The 18,503-nt window shown below is 47.1% G+C and carries 23 protein-coding genes; 3 read left to right on the top strand and 20 right to left on the bottom strand.

Translation table 11 applies throughout. The features are described 5' to 3' along the window. Positions 1–120: 120 nt before the first annotated feature. The 14 genes from nusB to spoIIIAA all read right to left on the bottom strand — a co-directional run bounded on the left by nusB (position 121) and on the right by spoIIIAA (position 10,194). Positions 121–573 (bottom strand): transcription antitermination factor NusB, encoded by a 453-nt coding sequence (gene nusB / locus ACR1R9_RS06580; RefSeq protein WP_063565701.1) that lies wholly within the window; start codon positions 571–573, stop codon positions 121–123. Between the two features lie 195 nt (positions 574–768). Next, the gene (locus ACR1R9_RS06575; RefSeq protein ID WP_053784412.1) at positions 769–1,002 is read right to left on the bottom strand and encodes a DUF2273 domain-containing protein; all 234 of its coding nucleotides are present in this window, start codon (positions 1,000–1,002) and stop codon (positions 769–771) included. Between the two features lie 14 nt (positions 1,003–1,016). Then, positions 1,017–1,556: an alkaline shock response membrane anchor protein AmaP gene (amaP, locus tag ACR1R9_RS06570; protein WP_433921482.1), complete on the bottom strand. Its 540-nt coding sequence runs from the start codon at positions 1,554–1,556 to the stop codon at positions 1,017–1,019. A 148-nt stretch (positions 1,557–1,704) separates the two neighbouring features. Beyond that, positions 1,705–2,115 (bottom strand): Asp23/Gls24 family envelope stress response protein, encoded by a 411-nt coding sequence (locus ACR1R9_RS06565; protein WP_024630996.1) that lies wholly within the window; start codon positions 2,113–2,115, stop codon positions 1,705–1,707. 226 nt (positions 2,116–2,341) lie between these two features. Further along, a complete protein-coding gene (accC, locus tag ACR1R9_RS06560) occupies positions 2,342–3,685 on the bottom strand; it encodes an acetyl-CoA carboxylase biotin carboxylase subunit (protein WP_099858204.1) in 1,344 nt (447 codons plus the stop codon). A gap of 55 nt (positions 3,686–3,740) precedes the next feature. Further along, positions 3,741–4,205: an acetyl-CoA carboxylase biotin carboxyl carrier protein gene (gene accB, locus ACR1R9_RS06555; protein WP_063565765.1), complete on the bottom strand. Its 465-nt coding sequence runs from the start codon at positions 4,203–4,205 to the stop codon at positions 3,741–3,743. 139 nt (positions 4,206–4,344) lie between these two features. Further along, positions 4,345–5,184: a SpoIIIAH-like family protein gene (locus ACR1R9_RS06550; protein ID WP_433921483.1), complete on the bottom strand. Its 840-nt coding sequence runs from the start codon at positions 5,182–5,184 to the stop codon at positions 4,345–4,347. A gap of 65 nt (positions 5,185–5,249) precedes the next feature. Then, positions 5,250–5,888 carry a stage III sporulation protein AG gene (gene spoIIIAG / locus ACR1R9_RS06545; protein WP_076291876.1) on the bottom strand — a complete coding sequence of 213 codons (639 nt, stop codon included), beginning with the start codon at positions 5,886–5,888 and terminating at the stop codon, positions 5,250–5,252. Positions 5,889–5,903: 15 nt separating this feature from the next. After that, positions 5,904–6,782 carry a stage III sporulation protein AF gene (spoIIIAF, locus tag ACR1R9_RS06540; RefSeq protein WP_099858206.1) on the bottom strand — a complete coding sequence of 293 codons (879 nt, stop codon included), beginning with the start codon at positions 6,780–6,782 and terminating at the stop codon, positions 5,904–5,906. A 29-nt stretch (positions 6,783–6,811) separates the two neighbouring features. After that, positions 6,812–8,002 (bottom strand): stage III sporulation protein AE, encoded by a 1,191-nt coding sequence (spoIIIAE, locus tag ACR1R9_RS06535; protein ID WP_076291874.1) that lies wholly within the window; start codon positions 8,000–8,002, stop codon positions 6,812–6,814. 21 nt (positions 8,003–8,023) lie between these two features. Further along, positions 8,024–8,413 carry a stage III sporulation protein AD gene (gene spoIIIAD / locus ACR1R9_RS06530; protein WP_017687586.1) on the bottom strand — a complete coding sequence of 130 codons (390 nt, stop codon included), beginning with the start codon at positions 8,411–8,413 and terminating at the stop codon, positions 8,024–8,026. Between the two features lie 32 nt (positions 8,414–8,445). Further along, positions 8,446–8,649: a stage III sporulation protein AC gene (gene spoIIIAC, locus ACR1R9_RS06525; RefSeq protein ID WP_017687585.1), complete on the bottom strand. Its 204-nt coding sequence runs from the start codon at positions 8,647–8,649 to the stop codon at positions 8,446–8,448. Positions 8,650–8,678: 29 nt separating this feature from the next. After that, positions 8,679–9,197, bottom strand: coding sequence for a stage III sporulation protein SpoIIIAB (gene spoIIIAB, locus ACR1R9_RS06520; protein ID WP_076291873.1), 519 nt, complete (start codon positions 9,195–9,197; stop codon positions 8,679–8,681). Further along, positions 9,190–10,194, bottom strand: coding sequence for a stage III sporulation protein AA (spoIIIAA, locus tag ACR1R9_RS06515; protein WP_076291872.1), 1,005 nt, complete (start codon positions 10,192–10,194; stop codon positions 9,190–9,192). The genes spoIIIAB and spoIIIAA overlap by 8 nt, the downstream gene beginning before the upstream one ends. A gap of 276 nt (positions 10,195–10,470) precedes the next feature. On the opposite strand from spoIIIAA, the gene ACR1R9_RS06510 reads away from it, so the two are divergent. Next, entirely contained in the window at positions 10,471–11,220 is a 750-nt protein-coding gene (locus ACR1R9_RS06510) for a 2-phosphosulfolactate phosphatase (RefSeq protein ID WP_433921484.1), read from the top strand. 78 nt (positions 11,221–11,298) lie between these two features. Here the strand turns inward: ACR1R9_RS06510 and ACR1R9_RS06505 are convergent, their stop codons facing one another. From ACR1R9_RS06505 to ACR1R9_RS06485, 5 genes are all read right to left on the bottom strand, one after another. After that, positions 11,299–12,552, bottom strand: a complete 1,254-nt coding sequence (locus tag ACR1R9_RS06505; protein WP_099858207.1) for an aspartate kinase — start codon at positions 12,550–12,552, stop codon at positions 11,299–11,301. A 191-nt stretch (positions 12,553–12,743) separates the two neighbouring features. Continuing rightward, entirely contained in the window at positions 12,744–13,301 is a 558-nt protein-coding gene (gene efp, locus ACR1R9_RS06500; protein ID WP_024631007.1) for an elongation factor P, read from the bottom strand. 297 nt (positions 13,302–13,598) lie between these two features. Next, the gene (locus ACR1R9_RS06495) at positions 13,599–14,672 is read right to left on the bottom strand and encodes a M24 family metallopeptidase (protein ID WP_433921485.1); all 1,074 of its coding nucleotides are present in this window, start codon (positions 14,670–14,672) and stop codon (positions 13,599–13,601) included. A 39-nt stretch (positions 14,673–14,711) separates the two neighbouring features. Further along, positions 14,712–15,155: a type II 3-dehydroquinate dehydratase gene (gene aroQ, locus ACR1R9_RS06490; protein WP_076291868.1), complete on the bottom strand. Its 444-nt coding sequence runs from the start codon at positions 15,153–15,155 to the stop codon at positions 14,712–14,714. A gap of 77 nt (positions 15,156–15,232) precedes the next feature. Further along, positions 15,233–15,811: a YqhR family membrane protein gene (locus ACR1R9_RS06485; protein ID WP_076291867.1), complete on the bottom strand. Its 579-nt coding sequence runs from the start codon at positions 15,809–15,811 to the stop codon at positions 15,233–15,235. Positions 15,812–16,026: 215 nt separating this feature from the next. On the opposite strand from ACR1R9_RS06485, the gene ACR1R9_RS06480 reads away from it, so the two are divergent. Both ACR1R9_RS06480 and ACR1R9_RS06475 read left to right on the top strand, forming a co-directional pair. Continuing rightward, a complete protein-coding gene (locus ACR1R9_RS06480; protein ID WP_063565687.1) occupies positions 16,027–17,019 on the top strand; it encodes a DUF1385 domain-containing protein in 993 nt (330 codons plus the stop codon). A 5-nt stretch (positions 17,020–17,024) separates the two neighbouring features. Next, positions 17,025–17,357 (top strand): hypothetical protein, encoded by a 333-nt coding sequence (locus tag ACR1R9_RS06475; RefSeq protein WP_076291866.1) that lies wholly within the window; start codon positions 17,025–17,027, stop codon positions 17,355–17,357. 68 nt (positions 17,358–17,425) lie between these two features. Here the strand turns inward: ACR1R9_RS06475 and ACR1R9_RS06470 are convergent, their stop codons facing one another. Further along, entirely contained in the window at positions 17,426–18,427 is a 1,002-nt protein-coding gene (locus ACR1R9_RS06470) for a patatin-like phospholipase family protein (protein ID WP_076291865.1), read from the bottom strand. Positions 18,428–18,503 lie beyond the last annotated feature (76 nt).

The raw sequence follows: 18,503 nt of genomic DNA, 5'->3' as shown, positions 1-18,503 counted from the left end.
CCGAAATGTCCGTTGCTCACGTAGTTTTCCCTACGCTCCGCTACTCCATTTCTAGCTTCATCCCATCTTCTCGGTACTGAAAATCGGTCTTTTTGAACACGCACTGTAGTTAATTGTAACTTAAGACAGTTTTGCTTTGATGGTGCTGACTTCCTGAATCATGCGCCCAAGTACGCCGTTAACGAACTTACCGGATTCATCTGTACCAAAATATTTGGACAATTCAATCGCTTCATTGACGGATACTTTTGCCGGAATATCATCACGGAACACCATTTCATACGTGGAAAGCCGTAAAATCTGGCGGTCTACACGTGACAGACGGCTAATCTGCCAGCCTTTCAAATAATCGACCAATAATCCGTCAATCGCTTCTTTATTGTTCCATGCGCCCTGTACCATTTCGGTCACGTAGGTACGCATTACATCTGCATCATGAATAACCACTTCGGTTTCATTGTCTTCAGCGGCTTCATTAATCAGCATATTCACGGCTTCAGCTGCGCCCACTTCATTCATTTCCATCTGATACAGACTTTGTACTGCAATTTCCCTTGCCAAACGTCTTTTCATGTCCTGCCTCCTGCAGCGCTCCCTGTGGAGCGTCATCATGCTTATTTTAAAATATAAAATCTTTGATGGAATCAGAGATCTTATTATATTGTTATCCCTTTTCACAAAAAAACCTGCAATCGTTTCCTCCAAAAAACGGGCAACCTAAACTACAGCTCTATTTTCGGAAGAAACATATTGCAGGGTTCAGGTGGCTCACTTAAAGGGACGCCAGCGATCGCCAAGCCATTGCCCCCATTCCCTCCAGGGAATGAACGAACCCAGCTTCGAGTCGCTTCGTCTGCCTAACGTATAACCGATGAACACCAAGAGTGCAAAGAACAACATATCCCAAAAACCGATCCATACATAAAGAAATCCAAAAAAGATGCCGCCGACAATTCCGGTAATTCGGCCTCTGTGACTATCCCAAATCTCTCTCCACAGCATCAGTGAAACTCACCTCATTCCACTCGACTCTTGTAGTTAGGCGACTGGGTAACGTTAGCAATATACACGGTGACAAAAGAAACCGGGATACCCGTAATCTCCTGTACATGATCATGTATTGCCTTCTGCAGATCGGCAGACAGCGTCGGGATTGGCGTCTCGCCATCCACTACTGCACGGATCATAATCTCCAGTCCGGACTCAACCACACGAATACGAGCTTTGACATCACGAACTCCCCGGAAACGGGAAGTTGCTTTGAGACAGAGATTTTCGATCGTTTCCATCGAAATCTGCACATCACCATACTCAGTACGCTGATCTACAGATGGCAATGAAGCACGATCACGCCGAACCGAGATGTAGAAAAATCGCAAACTCAGGATAAACAAAATCGCTGCTGCAACTACCGCCGCAATAATGACGTTTTGTTCCTGCTGGTAATTCAATTCGTAAGGCAGCACACCACTGATAAGAAGTATGACTGCTGCCGATATTGCTCCAACGCTTATGCTGTATATAAACAACAGAAGCCGATCCAGTATTTTAGCCACGAACTGCACAGCCTCCCTTGCTCACTAACATGGCTTAACCTGCCCTTTGGCAAAAAGATGATCCTCCGGTGCAAGCTTCCGCTTTTTATGAAGACCTGTCCAAGACGGGATAACCCCCGGCAGTGATGCCGGGGGAATCTGTCTTCTTTTATTTTACGCGCTGACTGTTCAGGTCGATTTCTTCCACTTTCTCGGTGCTCTTGAACTGAACATCATGAATGTGCACATTAACTTCATTCACATTCAATCCTGTCATGTTCTCGATGGAGCGTTTCACGTTCTGTTGAATTTCGGTAGCCACCTGTGGCAGACGGTAACCATATTCAATAATTACGGAAACATCCACTGCAGCTTCACGCTGACCTACTTCAACCTTAACGCCTTTGGAAAGGTTTTTGCGACCAAGCAATTCAGCAAATCCACCAGCGAATCCGCCGCTCATGCCTGCAACACCTTTGACTTCAACTGTAGCCAGTCCAGCGATCACTTCAATAACTTCAGGTGCGATCTGGATTTCACCGATATCCGTTCGTTCAAATTCTGTCGGCAGTGTACTCATAACTGTTCAACACACCTTTCGCGAAATAAGTTTGCGGCCATCCGTCAGGGCGCTGGTACTCAGGCCAATCTGGCCTTCAGAACCCTTCCGGTCCGGCTTTACCGGAACTCCTGCAACCTTCATCCGCGTATGTGCGGCGGCTTATCCTCTGCAGGAGACATGCGCTCTTATTATTACATACTATATCATTTGGGCTACATTATGACAAACAAGCCCAATATACCTTTTAAATCTCATTTTCCTCAAGAAATTTGATATCAAAGTCACCCCGAACAAACGTTGGGTGATCCAGCAATTTCTGATGAAAAGGAATCGTTGTGGAGATGCCTTCAATCGCGAACTCAGCCAATGCACGCTTCATCTTCGCGATGGCCTCTTCCCGGTTTGCTCCCCATACGATCAATTTAGCGATCATGGAGTCGTAATAAGGAGAGATCGTGTATCCCGGATAAGCTGCACTATCTACACGTACACCCGGTCCTCCTGGTGCAAGGTAGAAACCAATTTTGCCTGGTGACGGCATAAAGTTGCGGTCCGGATCTTCTGCGTTAATACGGCACTCAATGGACCAGCCATTGATCACAACATCTTCCTGACGGAAAGAAAGTGGATTGCCTTCAGCTACCGAGATCATTTCGCGGATCAGATCCACTCCTGTAACCATCTCTGTTACAGGATGTTCGACCTGAATACGTGTATTCATTTCCATGAAATAGAATTCACCGTTAGGGCTGAGCAAGAACTCAAGTGTACCTGCTCCCGAGTAATCCACGGCAAGCGCTGCCCGTACTGCGGCTTCTCCCATCAGTGTACGCACATCTTCGGAGATGATTGGACAAGGTGCTTCTTCCACCAGCTTTTGACGTCGACGCTGAACAGAACAATCACGCTCACCCAGATGCACTGCATTTCCATGTTTGTCTGCAATGATCTGAATCTCCACGTGCTTCATGCCTGTCAGGAATTTCTCCAGATATACTCCGGCATTACCGAAAGCTTTCTGTGCTTCCTGCTGGGCAGCTGTTATTTGCTTGATCAGTGTTTCTTCATCTTCAGCAATACGAATCCCTTTACCTCCACCACCAGCGGTAGCTTTGATAATGACAGGATATCCAATATCTCTAGCAATCATAATGGCTTCATTCATATTTTCAACCAAACCGTCGGACCCCGGAATGACAGGTACACCTGCATCCTTCATCGTCTGTTTGGCAACAGCCTTATCCCCCATTTTAGTAATGGCTTCCGGAGATGGGCCGATGAACGTAATATTGCAGGAACCACAGATTTCTGCAAAATCAGCGTTCTCTGCCAGGAATCCGTAGCCTGGGTGGATCGCATCACATTCCGTCAGTGTAGCTACACTCATCAGGTTTGTGAAGTTTAAGTAACTGTCTTTCGAAAGTGTAGGCCCGATACAATACGCTTCATCTGCAAGACGAACATGCAGGGAGTCTTTATCCGCTTCCGAATAGACTGCTACCGTCGAAATGCCGATTTCACGACAGGCACGAATAATACGTACCGCAATTTCGCCACGGTTCGCAATCAGTATTTTTTGAAATTTCATTTCGTTATTGTCCTCCTTCGAAGCTCATGCAGTTGACGTTATGCGGCTGTAACCGTTATTCCGGTTTTACCAGGAACAGGGGTTGTCCATACTCAACCAGCTGTCCGTTCTCAACCAGCACTTCAACGATTTCTCCCTTGATGTCTGCATCAAGCTCGTTCATCAGCTTCATCGCCTCAATGATACATACCGTTGTTTTCTCAACAACTTTATCACCAGCGCTTACAAAAGGACCTGCTTCCGGCGAGGAAGCTCTGTAAAAAGTACCCACCATCGGAGATACAATTTTATGTAAATGACTTGTAGTATCGACTTGCGGAGCAGCCTCAGCTACAACTGCAGCCGGTTGCACCTGTGGTGCAGCAATCATTTGCGGTTGAATAGCAGCTGCCTGAACATACTCGGTTTTACCCGGTTTGCGAATCGACAACCGTGATCCTTCATTTTCAATTTCCAACTCTTGAACGGAACTTTCATCTACCAGTTTGATCAGCTCTTTGATCTCACTCAATTTAAACATTTCCATTATTCACTCCTTCGGCATCATGCCAGTCTCACTAGGACGGTCATATGGCTTTATGTATTATATCATAATCATTAAAAATGGAAAGAGCCCGAGATCTAATCCAGCTCTCGGGGCTACTTTTCCATATTTTAGATTACTGTTCTGTCACGTATTGCACGCTGATTTTATTTTGGGATACAGCCAGTTCTTTCATAACCAGATCCACAATGGAAACCGCTTGTTTTACATCCAGTTTGTCACTGAGAACAACGACTTTATACTTATCGGCATCCTCTTGAACGATGGCATTGGCAAACTGCTGCGACAGGGTTTCTTCAATACCATTGATTTTGGCTTCTTTTTCTTCCAGCGTACGAAGCTGCTCTGTTGCTTTGGCATTTTCTTCTGGTGTTTTGCTCAGATCACCCGCAACGGTCATAAGTTCTTCATACTTTCGATTGTTGCTCTCCTCACGCTGCCACTGGTAGTTCTGGAACTGGCTACTCGCAGACGCCGCCGTATTCTGTTCTTCCATCTCCTTGAGAACGTCCTCATCGGTTTTCGTTGCACTGCTGTCTGTTCCGGTACTTGCATCAGGAGTGGTTGCAGCGCCTTTGTCGGTCCCTTTCTCGCTGTCTTTGCCTGCTTCACCTTGTTTCTCTCCGGATTCCGCAGCCGGTGATTTCTCGGTGTCTCCAGCTTCTTTACCATCTACAACCGCAGGATTATCCACAGATTCAGTTGCCGTTTGATCTCCTTCAGTCCCTGTAACTTCGCCGCCATTCACCACTTCATTCACAACCAGACCTTCTGTCGGATCAAGGATTCCAGCCGTTTCCTTCGCTTCTCCCTGTTTCATACCATCTACCTGCGTGCTCTCAGCTACAGGTGTATTAACCGGACCGGAATCTTCAGTGAACAGGTAATAGGCGGACAAAATGACCATCAGACTCAGCATGGATACGAGCCATACCGTTTGACGTTTATTATTCATTAGAACTTCCTCCTCGAATTGGCTTCATTCTTATGACATCAAATCTTGTGTTTCATGGTTTCGGACTAATCCTGCTTACGCGGAACAACCGAAATCCGGTAGGCCGCAACATTCAGTCCTTTTTCCACAGCATCTGTAATCAGGTCCTTCACAACCTTATTCTCTGCACCTCTGGCAACGACAAGCACGCCCCGGATCTGCGGTTTGAGCTTTTTCGTGACAATCGGTGTCTGATCCCCTGATATTTCATACGTAATAATCTCGCCATCCCGGGTATATTGCGTCATATGTCGCTTGCCCCCGCTTGCATCCGTTTCTTCGGTGAGCTGCTGCGAATCCTTCACATTACGCTGTACAACAAGCTCCTCTGTAGAATCAACGGTAACCATCACATCAACAGTTCCCACACCTACGATATTTTCCAGCACACCCTTGATCTTGTCCTCAAATGCGACCTCTATCGCCTGAAATGGATTCTGATCCGTCGGATCCGTCTGTATGGATGCCATGGATGTAGCCGGATCAGGAGGCTCACGACCGATATTTTCAGAATCAATCTTTTTGACATTGACGAAAGAGTTGAACAGCATAATTCCGACTCCGATCAAACCAAGGATAATCAGCCAGCGAAAGGTTTGACTGCGCCGTTGCCCACCTTCTCCTCCGCCGAACCAGCTTTCCATCTTTTTGAGCCATTGCCTCATCGGATACCCTCCTTCTTACAGCGTCGAAGCGCTTTTCTTTTCTTTCACCTGTACTTTGTTTGCATCAATATCCCACTTCTCTGTCAACAACGTAATAATTTGTACTGCTCGTTCAGATCGGGAGGATGTCTGTCCTTGCTGAGTGTTTGTCTCTGCCTGCTCACCCGACACAGGTGTGGAGTCTGCTACCTGTCCATTTTGGGGTTCGCCAGAGTTACCGTTACCCATGTTACTTTCACTTTTGCTAACGCTGTTCACCTCGATCTGTACATCAGGCACCTCAATCTGACCAATCTCGATTGGCTCCTGAACTGGAGGAGATTCAGTGGTTTGGGATTCAGGGTCAGAGTCGAATATCGGTTTTGTCGTTGCCGTTGCTTCCTGTTGAGCTGTATTGGAGTTGACTTTCCCAGCTGCTGTCTCCCCTGACATCTCCACCAAAACATACTGGATCACCGGAAGTTCCACCGAAGAGGCCAAATCCGTCTCCAGCTTGCTTGTATCCATGGCGAGCTTTACCTCAACAGACTGCACTCGCTCCCCGGTTGTTTCTTCAATTTGCCCTTTCATTACGTTAGCCAGCTCTTTGGCTGTCCATTGCAGCGATTGTTCCTGTTCATTGGATTGCAGCCGCCTGCCCTGAGCCAAAATCTGTTCAAGTGTTGCATTTCCATCAGATGGCGAATCCATGGCGGTCATCGCTCGCTTAAGCTCGCCAACCGGATCACTTTTCAAAAGCTTCGTTATGGGCGATAACAGGGTCAGCAAGATAAGAAGGCTCAGCACAAGCTTGACATAGCGTTCCATGGATCGGTTGGGCAACAGCATATCCACGAAAGTCGCCAACAGAACGATCATGATCAATTCCCGGAGCCAGCTGCTCAGCCACCCCATCCTTCCAGCCCCTTTCTATCGAGCATGCCTCATCTCATCATGACGGTCAGATTGCCTGCGGTTAGCAGGATCGTGATTGCCAGAAAAAACATCAGTCCGACTGCTGCCAGTGCCGCAAATACGTAAAGCATGCTTTTGCCTATCGCCTGCAGACATCCTACAATTGGCGTATCCCCCAGCGGTTGCATGATCGCGCCAGTTATGTTGTAGATCAGGGCTAACGTCAGAATTTTAAGTGCAGGAAACGCACATAGAAACAAGATGATGATGACACCCGTTAGTCCGATTGCATTTTTCACCAGCAGTGACGCTGTGATAACCGTGTCCGTTGCATCCGCAAACGTTCTACCGACAATGGGGACAAAGTTGCCTGCGATGTACTTCGCCGCTTTCAGACTGACACCATCTGCCACGGAGCCCGATGCTCCCTGCACCGAAATTACGCCCAGGAACATCGTAAGCAGTATACCCAGCAGAGCCACACTAATGTTCCGTAAGAGATCTGCCAGCTGTGTAAGCTTGTACTTGTCGGACAAAGAACTGACGAGATGTAATACGGCTGAGAAAAAGAGTAGCGGGAACACCAGCAGGTGGATCAATGTACCGACCAGATGAATCATGAAAATGATCAGCGGATGGGTAACAGAAACGGTAATGACATTCCCCATTGAAGCCAGCAGCGTAAACAACAGGGGCACCATGGCCATCATAAAGTTGATCATGCTGGCTATGGCATCCTTGGCGTATCCAATCGCCACACTGAAGCTATTGATGGCGATGATAATAATGACCATGTAACAGATGGAGTAAGCGATTTTGCTAATGTTATTTTTCTCGAAAGCAGTCTGCAATGTCTCCAGAATCATGCTCAGCACACTTAGCATCACAATCGTGACTAGGAGTTTGCCGTTATATAGAATCTCATGCAGCATGAAGGTTCCAATTGCTATAAACACCGACTTCAGGCTGAACCCTTCATTGCCGGGCATTAACATATCCATAAAGGAAGGTGTTTTTCCTTCCGGGAAAAAACCACCGTATTGTTGCATGAGTTGGTCCCAATATTTTTCTACCTGATCCTTGGGAAGCTGGTCAGCCTGCTGCTGCATCCACTCTCCCGAGGGAGAACCTGCGAATACCTGTCCCATGATCGCAAACAGAAAACACAGCGTCAGCACGAAGGTAAGGCGCCACTGCGGCTTATGATGCATCATTTTCATATGAAGTCCGCACGCCTCCCTCTACACCGGCATCAGCTTCATGACGGTTTCGATAATAATGCTGATGATCGGTATCGCGAGTACAAGGATCAGCACCTTGCCAGCAAGTTCAATTTTGGAAGCAATGCTCTCCTGGCCTGCATCCCTGACAATCTGTGCTCCGAATTCAGCAATGTACGCTATGCCTATAATTTTCAGTACAGTTTTCAGATAAATGCTCTCCATGCCTGAATTTTCGGCAAGCCGTTTCAACACCTCGATTACCGCGCCAATCTTGCCAATCAGCAGCATGAAGATCACGATGCCGGTTGCAGCCGCAATCAGAAAAGCGAACATCGGCTTCTGTTCTTTGATAACTAGAATGAGCACCGTTGCGATGAGCGCCAGACCTACAACTTGGATAATTTCCACAGGTCACCACCATCCCGGCTTCATGACCGTTTTCATTGAAAAAGAAATATCGATTTGATCTCTTGCAGCAGGCTGTCCAGCATACGGACCACCATGAACAATACAACGACAAATCCGATCACGGTCACCCAGTGAGCCATATCTTCCTTTCCCATTTGTTTCAGCACCGTATGAATCATCGCAATGATGATTCCGATGCCCGCAATTTGAAAGATTGCGTTCACTTCTAAATTCATGACCTTGGCACCTCACTATCCCGGCTATTTCAGAAGATCAGAATGACGATTAACGCTCCGACAAGCATCCCGAGACTGCGGCACATTCGTTCATATTTCATTTGATCGGCTTGGGCACGGGATTCCTCATGCATAAGTTGCTGAATGGCTAACGAGATGTGCTTGGTCTGATCCTGACGATCGCTGGTGCCAAGGCTGAAGCTCAATTGCAGCATGACTTCCCGCTCGTCCGCCTTCATGGCTGATCTTCCCCACGCCTCTGCTATACCAGACTGAAGACTCTCACGAGCAGTGTGTCCATGAGGTGGTTCCATCTGTTTGGCTGCGTGGAGAAACAGCGTCCGAACAGGCTCTTTTGTCTGGGCTCCCATTTTCCCCATGGCATCAGGTAACGGGGTCAGCCCGTAGTTAATCTCTGTCATCAACCGCTGGAGAGCGGCGATTAATTCTCGCAGTTGTCTTGGCCTCAAGGCATACTGCCTTGCCTTATAGAATCCGGCGAGGGTACTGGCCAGCAGAATGATGACAGCACCGAGCATGTTAACCAAAGGCCTCACCTCCCACTTCCGCCTGCTGGAGACCACGCATTTTGCCATCGGCCAATCGAAAGGTCATGCCCCGGCTCGTCCGTTGCAGCTGTACATAGCGTTGGAACATCTGCTCGACGATCAGGGTTCTCAGTGCAGGTCTGGAAGAAAGCTCGGCCAGATCACGACCATGCGCAGTAGCGATGACAGATACGCCTGCATGGAGTGCTTCCATGACCGCCTCCGCATCTTCCGGTCGGCCTATCTCGTCCACGATTAGGACATCGGGAGACATGGAGCGAAGCATCATCATCATGCCCTCAGCCTTTGGACATCCGTCCATGACATCGGTGCGAGGTCCTACGTCAAATCCGGGTACGCCCTTATAACTTCCAGCGATTTCGGACCGCTCATCAACGATGCCAACCTTTAGACGTGGACGTATGCCCTGAACAAGTTCATTGACACCCGTAAGTTTAGTACCACTGCTAATCTGTCTTGCCAAATCCCGCAGTAATGTGGTCTTGCCTTGCTGCGGAGGTGAAAGAATTAAGGTGTGCATGACCTGTCCACTTTTCATGTCCAGCAGATACGGCAGAATCCGATCAGCGACTCCGTGAATCTCTCGGGCCACCCTGACATTAAATCCATTGATGTCGCGCAAGTATTCGACCCGGCCTCCACTTAACACCGTCCGGCCAGCCAGTCCGATTCTGTGCCCGCCAGGAATGGTGATGAACCCTTTACGCAGCTCCTCTTCCAATGTATAAAGCGAATGATTGCTGATCAGATCCAGCAGCCTGTGTGTTACCTCTTTTAAGGGAATATAGGCTTCATCAGGCTTCGAAGTCGGACTGCCCTGGGGTGTGAGGAAGTGATAGGTGTCTCCTGCATTGATTTCCAGTGGTCTTCCTTCACGGATACGTACTTCCTCCACTTTATCTAATAAAGCGGGCGGCATTCTTCCCAGAATGGTTCGAATCGGTTCCGGAAAGAGATCCTTCCAGTTCACCATCATGAATAGGCCCCTCCAACCTTGAATTCGGTTTTATTGCGTTCCTGGTGCTTGTTCATATCTCAAGTTTATGTGTGTACATTGAATTTATGACGCTGAAATCTATCATTTTCTTCAAAATAGGGAGGAGAGTTAAAAATCATAGATCAGCCTACTGTTCCAGTTCTAGGCACCTGTCTAGATCCAAGTGCATATAGTGCTTGCAGACAGGTGATAAACATTCCGGGATAAAAAAGGACAGAACCAACTATCCCCAAATATAGAAAGGAGTTGTGGGGAGTGCGAGTCGATGTAGTAGGCAATGTGAATGAAGTTCGAAAAATGGATATTGCAGGACGATGTGTGGTCGTTATCGATGTGTTGCGAACAACCAGTACTATTGTTACGGCACTGGCATACGATGCAGCCGACATCATTGCTGTAGAAACAGTTCCTCAAGCGAAACAATTGAACTTGAAAGATGCCATTCGTGGCGGGGAGCGTTTTGATAAAAAAATTACAGGATTCGAGGTGGGCAATTCCCCCTATGAATATATGACTCCGAATATTGCGGGTAAAACCATTATTCTGACTACAACAGATGGTACGCGTGCCCTGATCAAGGCCTCCAAGGCTAGACATGTGTTTGCAGGCTCATTTCTCAATGTGAATGCGGTGGCGGCTGTTCTGTGCGAGCTGCGTAGGGATATCTTATTGTTATGCGCCGGGGATCAGGATGAGTTCGCGCTGGAAGATGGTTTATGTGCAGGCAGCATTATCGAGGAGTTGTACCGACAATCTCCTTTTCCCATTATGCTGAACGATTTGGGGCTGGCTCTTCATCAGGCTGCTACTCATGCCGAGGACAAATTACCCGATCTGATTAGAGTATCCGCTGGTGGCCGAAGGTTGGAGAGGTTAGGGAGGGTGCATGACGTAACGTATTGTACCCAATTGAACTTGCTGGACTGCGTTCCAGAGATGGGTGAAGGGAACCGAATGCAACCATTCAGAGGAACGCGTAAGGAACCGCTGTTTAAGTTACTGTGAACAATCTAAAAAGGTGTACTGCGATCCCGAATGGGAATACACAGTACACCTTTGGTGTTTCTTTGCCATTTTCTCTTTTTATCTACGAACTTGCGGTCCGCCAATTACGGCTTGCTCAGCTGTATCCAAATCATACGCTGTATGCAGCGCCTTGATTACGTCATGCAGCTTCTCTCCATCAATTACACAAGATACCTTGATTTCGGAAGTGCTGACCATCTTAATGCTAACGCCTTCGCCCGAGATGACTTTGAACATCTTCGCAGCAACGCCAGGATGGCTAACCATGCCTGCACCAACGATCGAGACTTTAACCAGGTTTTCTTCAGAAGTAACTTCACGGTAAGGCAGGCGGCTATGAAGAGCTTCAATGACACGCAGTGCGTTCTCCCGGTCAGATAGCGCAACAGAGAACGAGAAGTCTGCTTTACCGTCCATCACACCGCTCTGAACGATAATGTCGACATCCAGCTGTTCTGATGCAAGGGCACCAAATACTTCAGCAAGAACTCCGGGTACGTCTGGTACACCCAGAATACTGATGCGAGCCACATTTTTGTCGTAGGCAATTCCACTAACTACCACACCTTGTTCCATTGTTGCTTCCTCCTTCACAACCGTTCCTTCATTATGGTTAAAGCTGGATCTTACAATCAAAGGTACACCGGAATGCTTCGCGTATTCAACTGCACGCGGATGCAATACCGCTGCTCCCAGGTTGGCCAGTTCCAGCATCTCGTCGTACGAAATTTCCTTAAGCTTGCGTGCAACCTTCACGATACGCGGATCGGTGGAATAGATACCGTCTACATCCGTGTAAATCTCACAAGCGTCAGCCTTGATGGCTGCTGCCAAAGCTACTGCTGTTGTATCCGATCCGCCGCGGCCTAGCGTCGTAATCTCGCCGTCTTCCGTCATTCCCTGGAAGCCTGCAACGATTACAATGTTGCCTTCTGCCAACGCCTGGTTCACCCGTTCCGGATGAATATCGTTAATCCGTGCTTTGCCGTGTACCGACTCTGTTCGGAATCCCGCTTGCCAGCCTGTAAATGAAATGGCTTTGCGTCCCAGCGCCTGAATCGCCATAGATAACAATGAAATCGAGATCTGTTCTCCCGTAGTCAAAAGCATATCCATCTCACGTGCAGGCAGTTCACTGTTCAGCTGTTTCGCCTGATCAATCAAATCATCCGTGGTATCCCCCATGGCCGAAACCACGACTACACACTGATGTCCTTCATCCGCTTTTTCTACAACACGTCCGGCTACACGCTTCATGCGCTCTGTATCTCCGACCGAGCTGCCCCCAAATTTCATGACGTACAATGACAACGCAAATCCACTCCCTACCTTGTGCAGTATGCATAATTGATGTCCATCGTCATTATTCTCTCCGAAAAATGACTTTAACCCAGTATATTACGAAAGCGTCTGATAGGCTAATCTTTTTTCGAAAAAACCCTTTGCCAGAGAAACGGCAAAGGGTTGAATTAACGCTTTATTTAGCTTACACCATGTGAACGTTACGCGCGGGAAGAGTATTTACCTTCACGAGTATCGATCAGCAGGACATCGCCTTCATTGATGAACAATGGCACTTGTACATTCAAGCCTGTTTCAACTTTAGCGTTTTTAGTAGCGCCCTGTGCTGTGTTACCTTTAACGCTTGGCTCTGTCTCGATAACTTTCAACTCTACACTTGTAGGCAAGTCAATTCCGAGGATTTCACCTTGGTAGCTAACGATTTTTACGTTCATGTTTTCTTTGAGGAAGTTCAATTCCCACTCCAGTTGGTCACTTGTGAGTGTGAATTGATCATATGTTTCGTTGTCCATGAACGTGTGCTCTGTACCACTTGCATACAAGTAGGATACGCCACGGTTTTCGATGATGGCACGACCAATGGTTTCACCTGCACGGAATGTTTTCTCAACGGTGTTACCATTGCGCAAGTTTTTCAGTTTGGAACGTACGAAGGCAGCGCCTTTACCTGGTTTAACATGTTGGAAATCAAGTACGGTATAGATGTCGTTGTCTACTTGTACGGTCAAGCCTGTTTTAAAATCGTTTACTGAAATCACAAAAAATCCCTCCTGATATGGTTGAAAAGTAGGTGATATAAGACGATGGGTTAATTTAAGTTTGAACAAGTCAAACCGTCATATTACACAGACCACTACGATGGCAGAACAACCTTCCGATCGCTGTTATCCCCAGATTTCTTTTAATCCCTATCCTAATAGGGAGAAATCCGGGGATAAAGGCGAGCGCTTCGCTTCTACAGGTTTTTTCTGCCCTCTCCGTTATTGTGTAATTCCATGTTTACTTCATTCAAAAGCATAAATTAAAAATCGTCTTATATCACCGTTGGCTGTAATTTAGCCAATAACGGTGAACTTCTTGTCCGAATTCGTCAAAATGTGAATACCTGTCTCGGTAATCACCACGTCATCCTCGATACGCACGCCGCCAAGGCCGTCAATGTAGATACCCGGTTCAACGGTTACCACCATGCCCGGTTTCAATACATCGTCGCTAAGCTTGGACAAACGAGGAGCCTCATGGACTTCCATACCCAGACCGTGGCCCGTGCTGTGTCCGAATTGCTCTCCGTATCCGTGCCCTGCAATGATATCACGTGCCAATGCATCTGCTTCCCGTCCGGTCATGCCCGGTTTCAGGTTCGCCAGCGTATGTAACTGGGCTTCCAGTACGATATCGTAAATTTTACGCAGTTCAGGTACAGGTGTGCCCGTTGCGATGGTACGTGTCAGATCTGAACAGTATCCATCCAATAGCGCACCAAAGTCAAATGTAATTAACTCATTTTGTCCGATGACTTTGCCACTTGCTACACCGTGAGGCATAGCAGAACGTTCACCCGAAGCCACAATGGTGTCGAATGAAGAGGAGGTTGCTCCATGTTTGCGCATGAAAAACTCCATCTCCAAATCCACTTCACGTTCAGTCATACCCGGTTTTGCGAATTGCAAAACGTGACTGAATGTTGCATCTGCCAGATCCGCAGCTCTTTGCATTACAGCGATCTCATCTTCGTCCTTGAACATGCGAAGTTGCTCCACTATACCGGATACAGCTTTCAATTCAATGGACTGAAGCGCTTGGGCATAAGCAGTATGCGTGCCATAAGTGACATGATCCTGCTCAAAGCCAACCTGTTTGATATTCGCAGATGTAAGCAATTCGCGTACGGATTCCAACGGTTTTGGTCCATGTTCCACAACGGTAAATCCTTTGGCTTGTTGCGGCGCCTGTGTCATGTAACGGAAATCGGTAAGCAGATAAGCTTCCTGTTCCGTAATCAGTACATATCCTGCTGAACCTGTAAAACCCGTCATATAACGACGGTTAATCGGATTTGTAATCAGCATAGCCGTGAGTTCATGTTCATGCATGGCCTCACGCAACTTATTTACTCGTTTGTTTTCCATCGGTAACCCTTCTTTCTCTCACATTCCCGGGTCCCCGGCTCAGGTTTGTTTGTCCAGATGACGCACGAGAGCCAGCAGCCCCAGTTCATAGCTTACTTCGCCAAATCCGGCAATTTGCCCGATTGTTTCTGCAGCAATTACTGAATGATGTCTGAATGCTTCGCGTGCATGAATGTTGGATAGATGTACTTCTACTGTAGGAACTTTTACGGCATTGATGGCATCACGCACAGCATAGCTGTAATGGGTCAGCGCTCCGGCATTTAGCATGATTCCGTCTGCATCGCCCATCGCTGCATGAATTCGATCAATGATGTCCCCTTCGTGATTGGATTGATAAAAAGCGATGGAGACGCCCAGCTCCTCCGCCTGTCTGCGAATTTTGTCCTCAATATCCTTCAGACTAAGCGTTCCATAGATGCCGGGTTCACGTACTCCGAGCATGTTCAGGTTCGGGCCATTGATTACAACAATCCGTTTCATAGCTGCTCCACCCTTTCTGCAAATAACCATCTGCTATTTTAACACAGCCATTGCCGGATTGAGAAGCTTTTTTGCGGCTATGCTCCCGCTTGCTCTGGCTCACGTTTTCGTTCATCCGTGAACTCCATGGCTACGGTGTAGCCAATAAACAGTCCCCATAACAAAAAGAAACAAAATTCTGTAATGATTGAATCCCAGGTTAACCGGTTTAAAGGCTTCACCATATCCAGTTTGGGACCTACCAGAACAAAGATAATGAGCCACCAAAAAATTCCGTAACCCATGCCTGGAAGCGGCCCTTTCCATTTTTTCAAAGTGAACGTGTAAATCAGGGAGGTGAGAACGGAAAAGACAATAAAAAACAGCCACCCAGTCAAATGCCCTGCTGCAGTATAGATAAAATTGTGCTTGAAAAACGGTTCAGCCAAAAATCCCAGTGGCACAGTCGTAAAATGAAGCAGATAGAATAACCAATGCAAACCTCCCCAGATAAAACCTGCGAAAAAACCTAGCTCCACTGCAAAAGGGAAGGGCTTGGTGAAATAATGTGCCTGCCCTTGACGCTGGGTAGGACGTCTACCCCGGTCCTTTTGCTCTCCTTTGTCAGCACGCTGATTTTCCTTATGGGATGTTTGTTCGCTCGTGTGCTCTGTCATCGATATTCTCCTTCACGTTCAGTTTGCAAAAATGTGAATAAATCTCCATTTTCGTCCTAACTCTACCGGGTAGTATGTACAAATCAGGACAAAGTTAACAACATCGACCCTGTATCGACTCGTAAACTAGAAATTGCTCTCAAAATTCGATACAATAGGGTTATAAAACTGCCTTCGACCATGAAGGCCTAGAACAGAATAGGAAGGTGAATAATTTGCCTCAACAATCCAAGCCTGTCAGCTACGGGGGGCAAGCTGTCATTGAGGGCGTAATGTTTGGCGGTAAACATGTCAACGTTACAGCTGTGCGAAGAAAAGACGGCGAAATTACGTATCTGGAAGTTCCCAAGCAAGACAAGTCCTGGGTCATGAAATTGCGGCGGATTCCACTACTGCGCGGGATTGTCAGCATTATAGATTCGAGCGTCAAAGGAAGCAAACATCTCAATTATTCTGCTGACGCATATGCTGATGATGAACTGGAACCTGAAGAAAAAGCAAAGCAAAAAGAAAAAGAAGGCTCAGGTTGGAGCCTTAGCATGATTATCGGCGTTACTGCAGTAGCTATCCTTTCGTTCCTCTTTGGTAAAATTGTGCTTACATTGTTGCCGGTTGTCATTGAAAATTTTCTATTTAAAAATGCATTCGACAATCAGTTTTTGCATAATTTACTGGAAGGCGGAATTAAGCTGATTCTGTTGCTTGCCTATCTGTGGCTGATTTCTCAGACACCAATGATTAAACGTCTGTTCCAATACCATGGTGCTGAACATAAAGTCATTAGTGCTCATGAAGCCGGAGAAGAGCTTACACCAGAGAATGTGCAGAAGTATAGCCGTCTGCATTATCGTTGCGGAAGCAGTTTTATTATGTTAACTGTCATTATCGGCATATTTTTGTACTCGCTCTTCACATACGATAACCTTTGGGAACGTATGGGACAGCGGTTGCTGTTGTTGCCAGTAGTACTCGGTATTTCATTCGAATTGTTGAAGATGACCAACTCGGTTCGTGACATCCCTGTACTTCGTTATCTCGGATATCCAGGGCTGTGGCTGCAATTGCTGACAACCAAAGAGCCAACGAATGAACAGGTAGAAGTATCCATCGCTTCGTTTAACCGTATGCGTGAATTGGATGCCAAACTCGCAAACGTTTCGGCCACGTCGGAAGTTCCTGTTGCAACACTTGATCCTGTGAAAGGGTGAATGATATGAAGAAGCAGGCAATCATATTTTGGACGTTCATCGCACTCGCTGCTATTGGAATCTTGGCTAGGCTGGGAAGTGGAGGTATATCCCAAATTATCATCCCCCTCGTCGTGTTCGGAGTTGTGTTCCTGCTCTATAAATATCCGCCCCGCCGTTGGGCACGCAAGACATCATCACCAAAGATTAAACCCTCGGCTAAAACCATGGCTAAAGTTAACGCACAGTCTGGTGCCCGAAAAAGTAGCGGTGCTTCCAAAAAACGCAAGGATTATCCTTTCCAAGTCATTCAGGGACAAAAGGGTAAAAGTGATGAAGACGTTCCCAAGTATCATTAAAACGCTAATACAGACGAAACACACAGAAAAGCAATTCTCCAAACATGCGGAGAATTGCTTTTTCATTTTTATACAGGAGTCAGCGGTGGTATGTCCGTCTGTTTCTTTCTAAGCTCTCGTCTCTGTTTGTCCAGCTGTTCACCATATATCTTGGTATTCCACCCACTGAAAAATTCAGTACCAGCGGTAACACCAGATTGATATAAAGCTGTACTGTCTTGTACAGAAAGGTGAAATTCAGTCGGTTTAATTCCAAGGGTAGGAATTTTTACAGTACGGAATCGATTAACCTGTTCGATATATCGCTCATCATGAGCAGTAAGCATCGTTTCAACCAATGCCTGAAGCATACTTAGAGGCCCTCTGATTCTGGCTGGCTCTCCTTCGGTTTTGCCAACCATCTTAAAACCGACTACAGGGATGATGTCTCCTCCACGTTCTGTACGCTCTCCATCAAACAGCCAGAGCGGAAAATTGCTCAGTAATGCGCCATCCACGATGTAAACAAACTGGTCCGCAAAACGTAAACCTTTGGATAGAATCGGGGATCTGCGAATGGCAACCGGGTCGAAGAAATAGGGAATACTGCAGCTCATGCGTACGGCCTTGGCTACTTCCAGTTTCGAAGGATCAATCCCGAATCGTTTGATATCGTCTGGAAGCACCAAAATGGTGCCATTGGAAATGTCGGATGCAATGATTAGCAATTTACCTGGAGGCAGATCAGCAAACGTCCTAACCCCCTTTTTTTTCAGCATATCCCGAATCCAGCATTCCAGCGCTTCCCCAGAATATAGTCCTTTCTTCAAAAACAGCCTTGCGGCGGGCCCGATCCACTTCGTATCAAAAATGGGAGAACGTCGCAGCAACGAAGCAAACGGTGTATTCTCGATAATGCCTTTCATCTCTTCCGCCGAATAGCCAGCCGCCAACAAAGCAGCTACGATGGAACCCGATGACGTGCCCGCTACGCGATTGAACTCAACACCGTGATCCTCTGCACCCTTTACGGCGCCAGCAAGTGAAATTCCCTTTACGCCGCCACCTTCAAATACTCCGTTAATCAACACAATAAAACCCCCGTTCTCCAGGCAGTCCATGCTACTACTGCCACTGTATGAGAACAGGGGTTGGTCATATTACGTT

This window comes from Paenibacillus taichungensis (genome assembly GCF_050994985.1).
Taxonomy (GTDB): Bacteria; Bacillota; Bacilli; order Paenibacillales; family Paenibacillaceae; genus Paenibacillus; species Paenibacillus taichungensis.
The sequence above is the reverse complement of the archived record's forward strand: the minus strand, read 5'-3'. Positions and strand labels throughout refer to the sequence as shown.

What these genes read in the sequence shown, in the direction of transcription:
- nusB (WP_063565701.1), bottom strand. Translation starts at nt 573, where the DNA reads ATGAAAAGACGTTTGGCAAGGGAAATTGCAGTACAAAGTCTGTATCAG.
- ACR1R9_RS06575 (WP_053784412.1), bottom strand. Translation starts at nt 1,002, where the DNA reads ATGCTGTGGAGAGAGATTTGGGATAGTCACAGAGGCCGAATTACCGGA.
- ACR1R9_RS06565 (WP_024630996.1), bottom strand. Translation starts at nt 2,115, where the DNA reads ATGAGTACACTGCCGACAGAATTTGAACGAACGGATATCGGTGAAATC.
- accC (WP_099858204.1), bottom strand. Translation starts at nt 3,685, where the DNA reads ATGAAATTTCAAAAAATACTGATTGCGAACCGTGGCGAAATTGCGGTA.
- accB (WP_063565765.1), bottom strand. Translation starts at nt 4,205, where the DNA reads ATGTTTAAATTGAGTGAGATCAAAGAGCTGATCAAACTGGTAGATGAA.
- ACR1R9_RS06550 (WP_433921483.1), bottom strand. Translation starts at nt 5,184, where the DNA reads ATGAATAATAAACGTCAAACGGTATGGCTCGTATCCATGCTGAGTCTG.
- spoIIIAG (WP_076291876.1), bottom strand. Translation starts at nt 5,888, where the DNA reads ATGAGGCAATGGCTCAAAAAGATGGAAAGCTGGTTCGGCGGAGGAGAA.
- spoIIIAF (WP_099858206.1), bottom strand. Translation starts at nt 6,782, where the DNA reads ATGGGGTGGCTGAGCAGCTGGCTCCGGGAATTGATCATGATCGTTCTG.
- spoIIIAE (WP_076291874.1), bottom strand. Translation starts at nt 8,002, where the DNA reads ATGAAAATGATGCATCATAAGCCGCAGTGGCGCCTTACCTTCGTGCTG.
- spoIIIAC (WP_017687585.1), bottom strand. Translation starts at nt 8,649, where the DNA reads ATGAATTTAGAAGTGAACGCAATCTTTCAAATTGCGGGCATCGGAATC.
- spoIIIAA (WP_076291872.1), bottom strand. Translation starts at nt 10,194, where the DNA reads ATGATGGTGAACTGGAAGGATCTCTTTCCGGAACCGATTCGAACCATT.
- ACR1R9_RS06495 (WP_433921485.1), bottom strand. Translation starts at nt 14,672, where the DNA reads ATGGAAAACAAACGAGTAAATAAGTTGCGTGAGGCCATGCATGAACAT.
- aroQ (WP_076291868.1), bottom strand. Translation starts at nt 15,155, where the DNA reads ATGAAACGGATTGTTGTAATCAATGGCCCGAACCTGAACATGCTCGGA.
- ACR1R9_RS06485 (WP_076291867.1), bottom strand. Translation starts at nt 15,811, where the DNA reads ATGACAGAGCACACGAGCGAACAAACATCCCATAAGGAAAATCAGCGT.
- ACR1R9_RS06475 (WP_076291866.1), top strand. Translation starts at nt 17,025, where the DNA reads ATGAAGAAGCAGGCAATCATATTTTGGACGTTCATCGCACTCGCTGCT.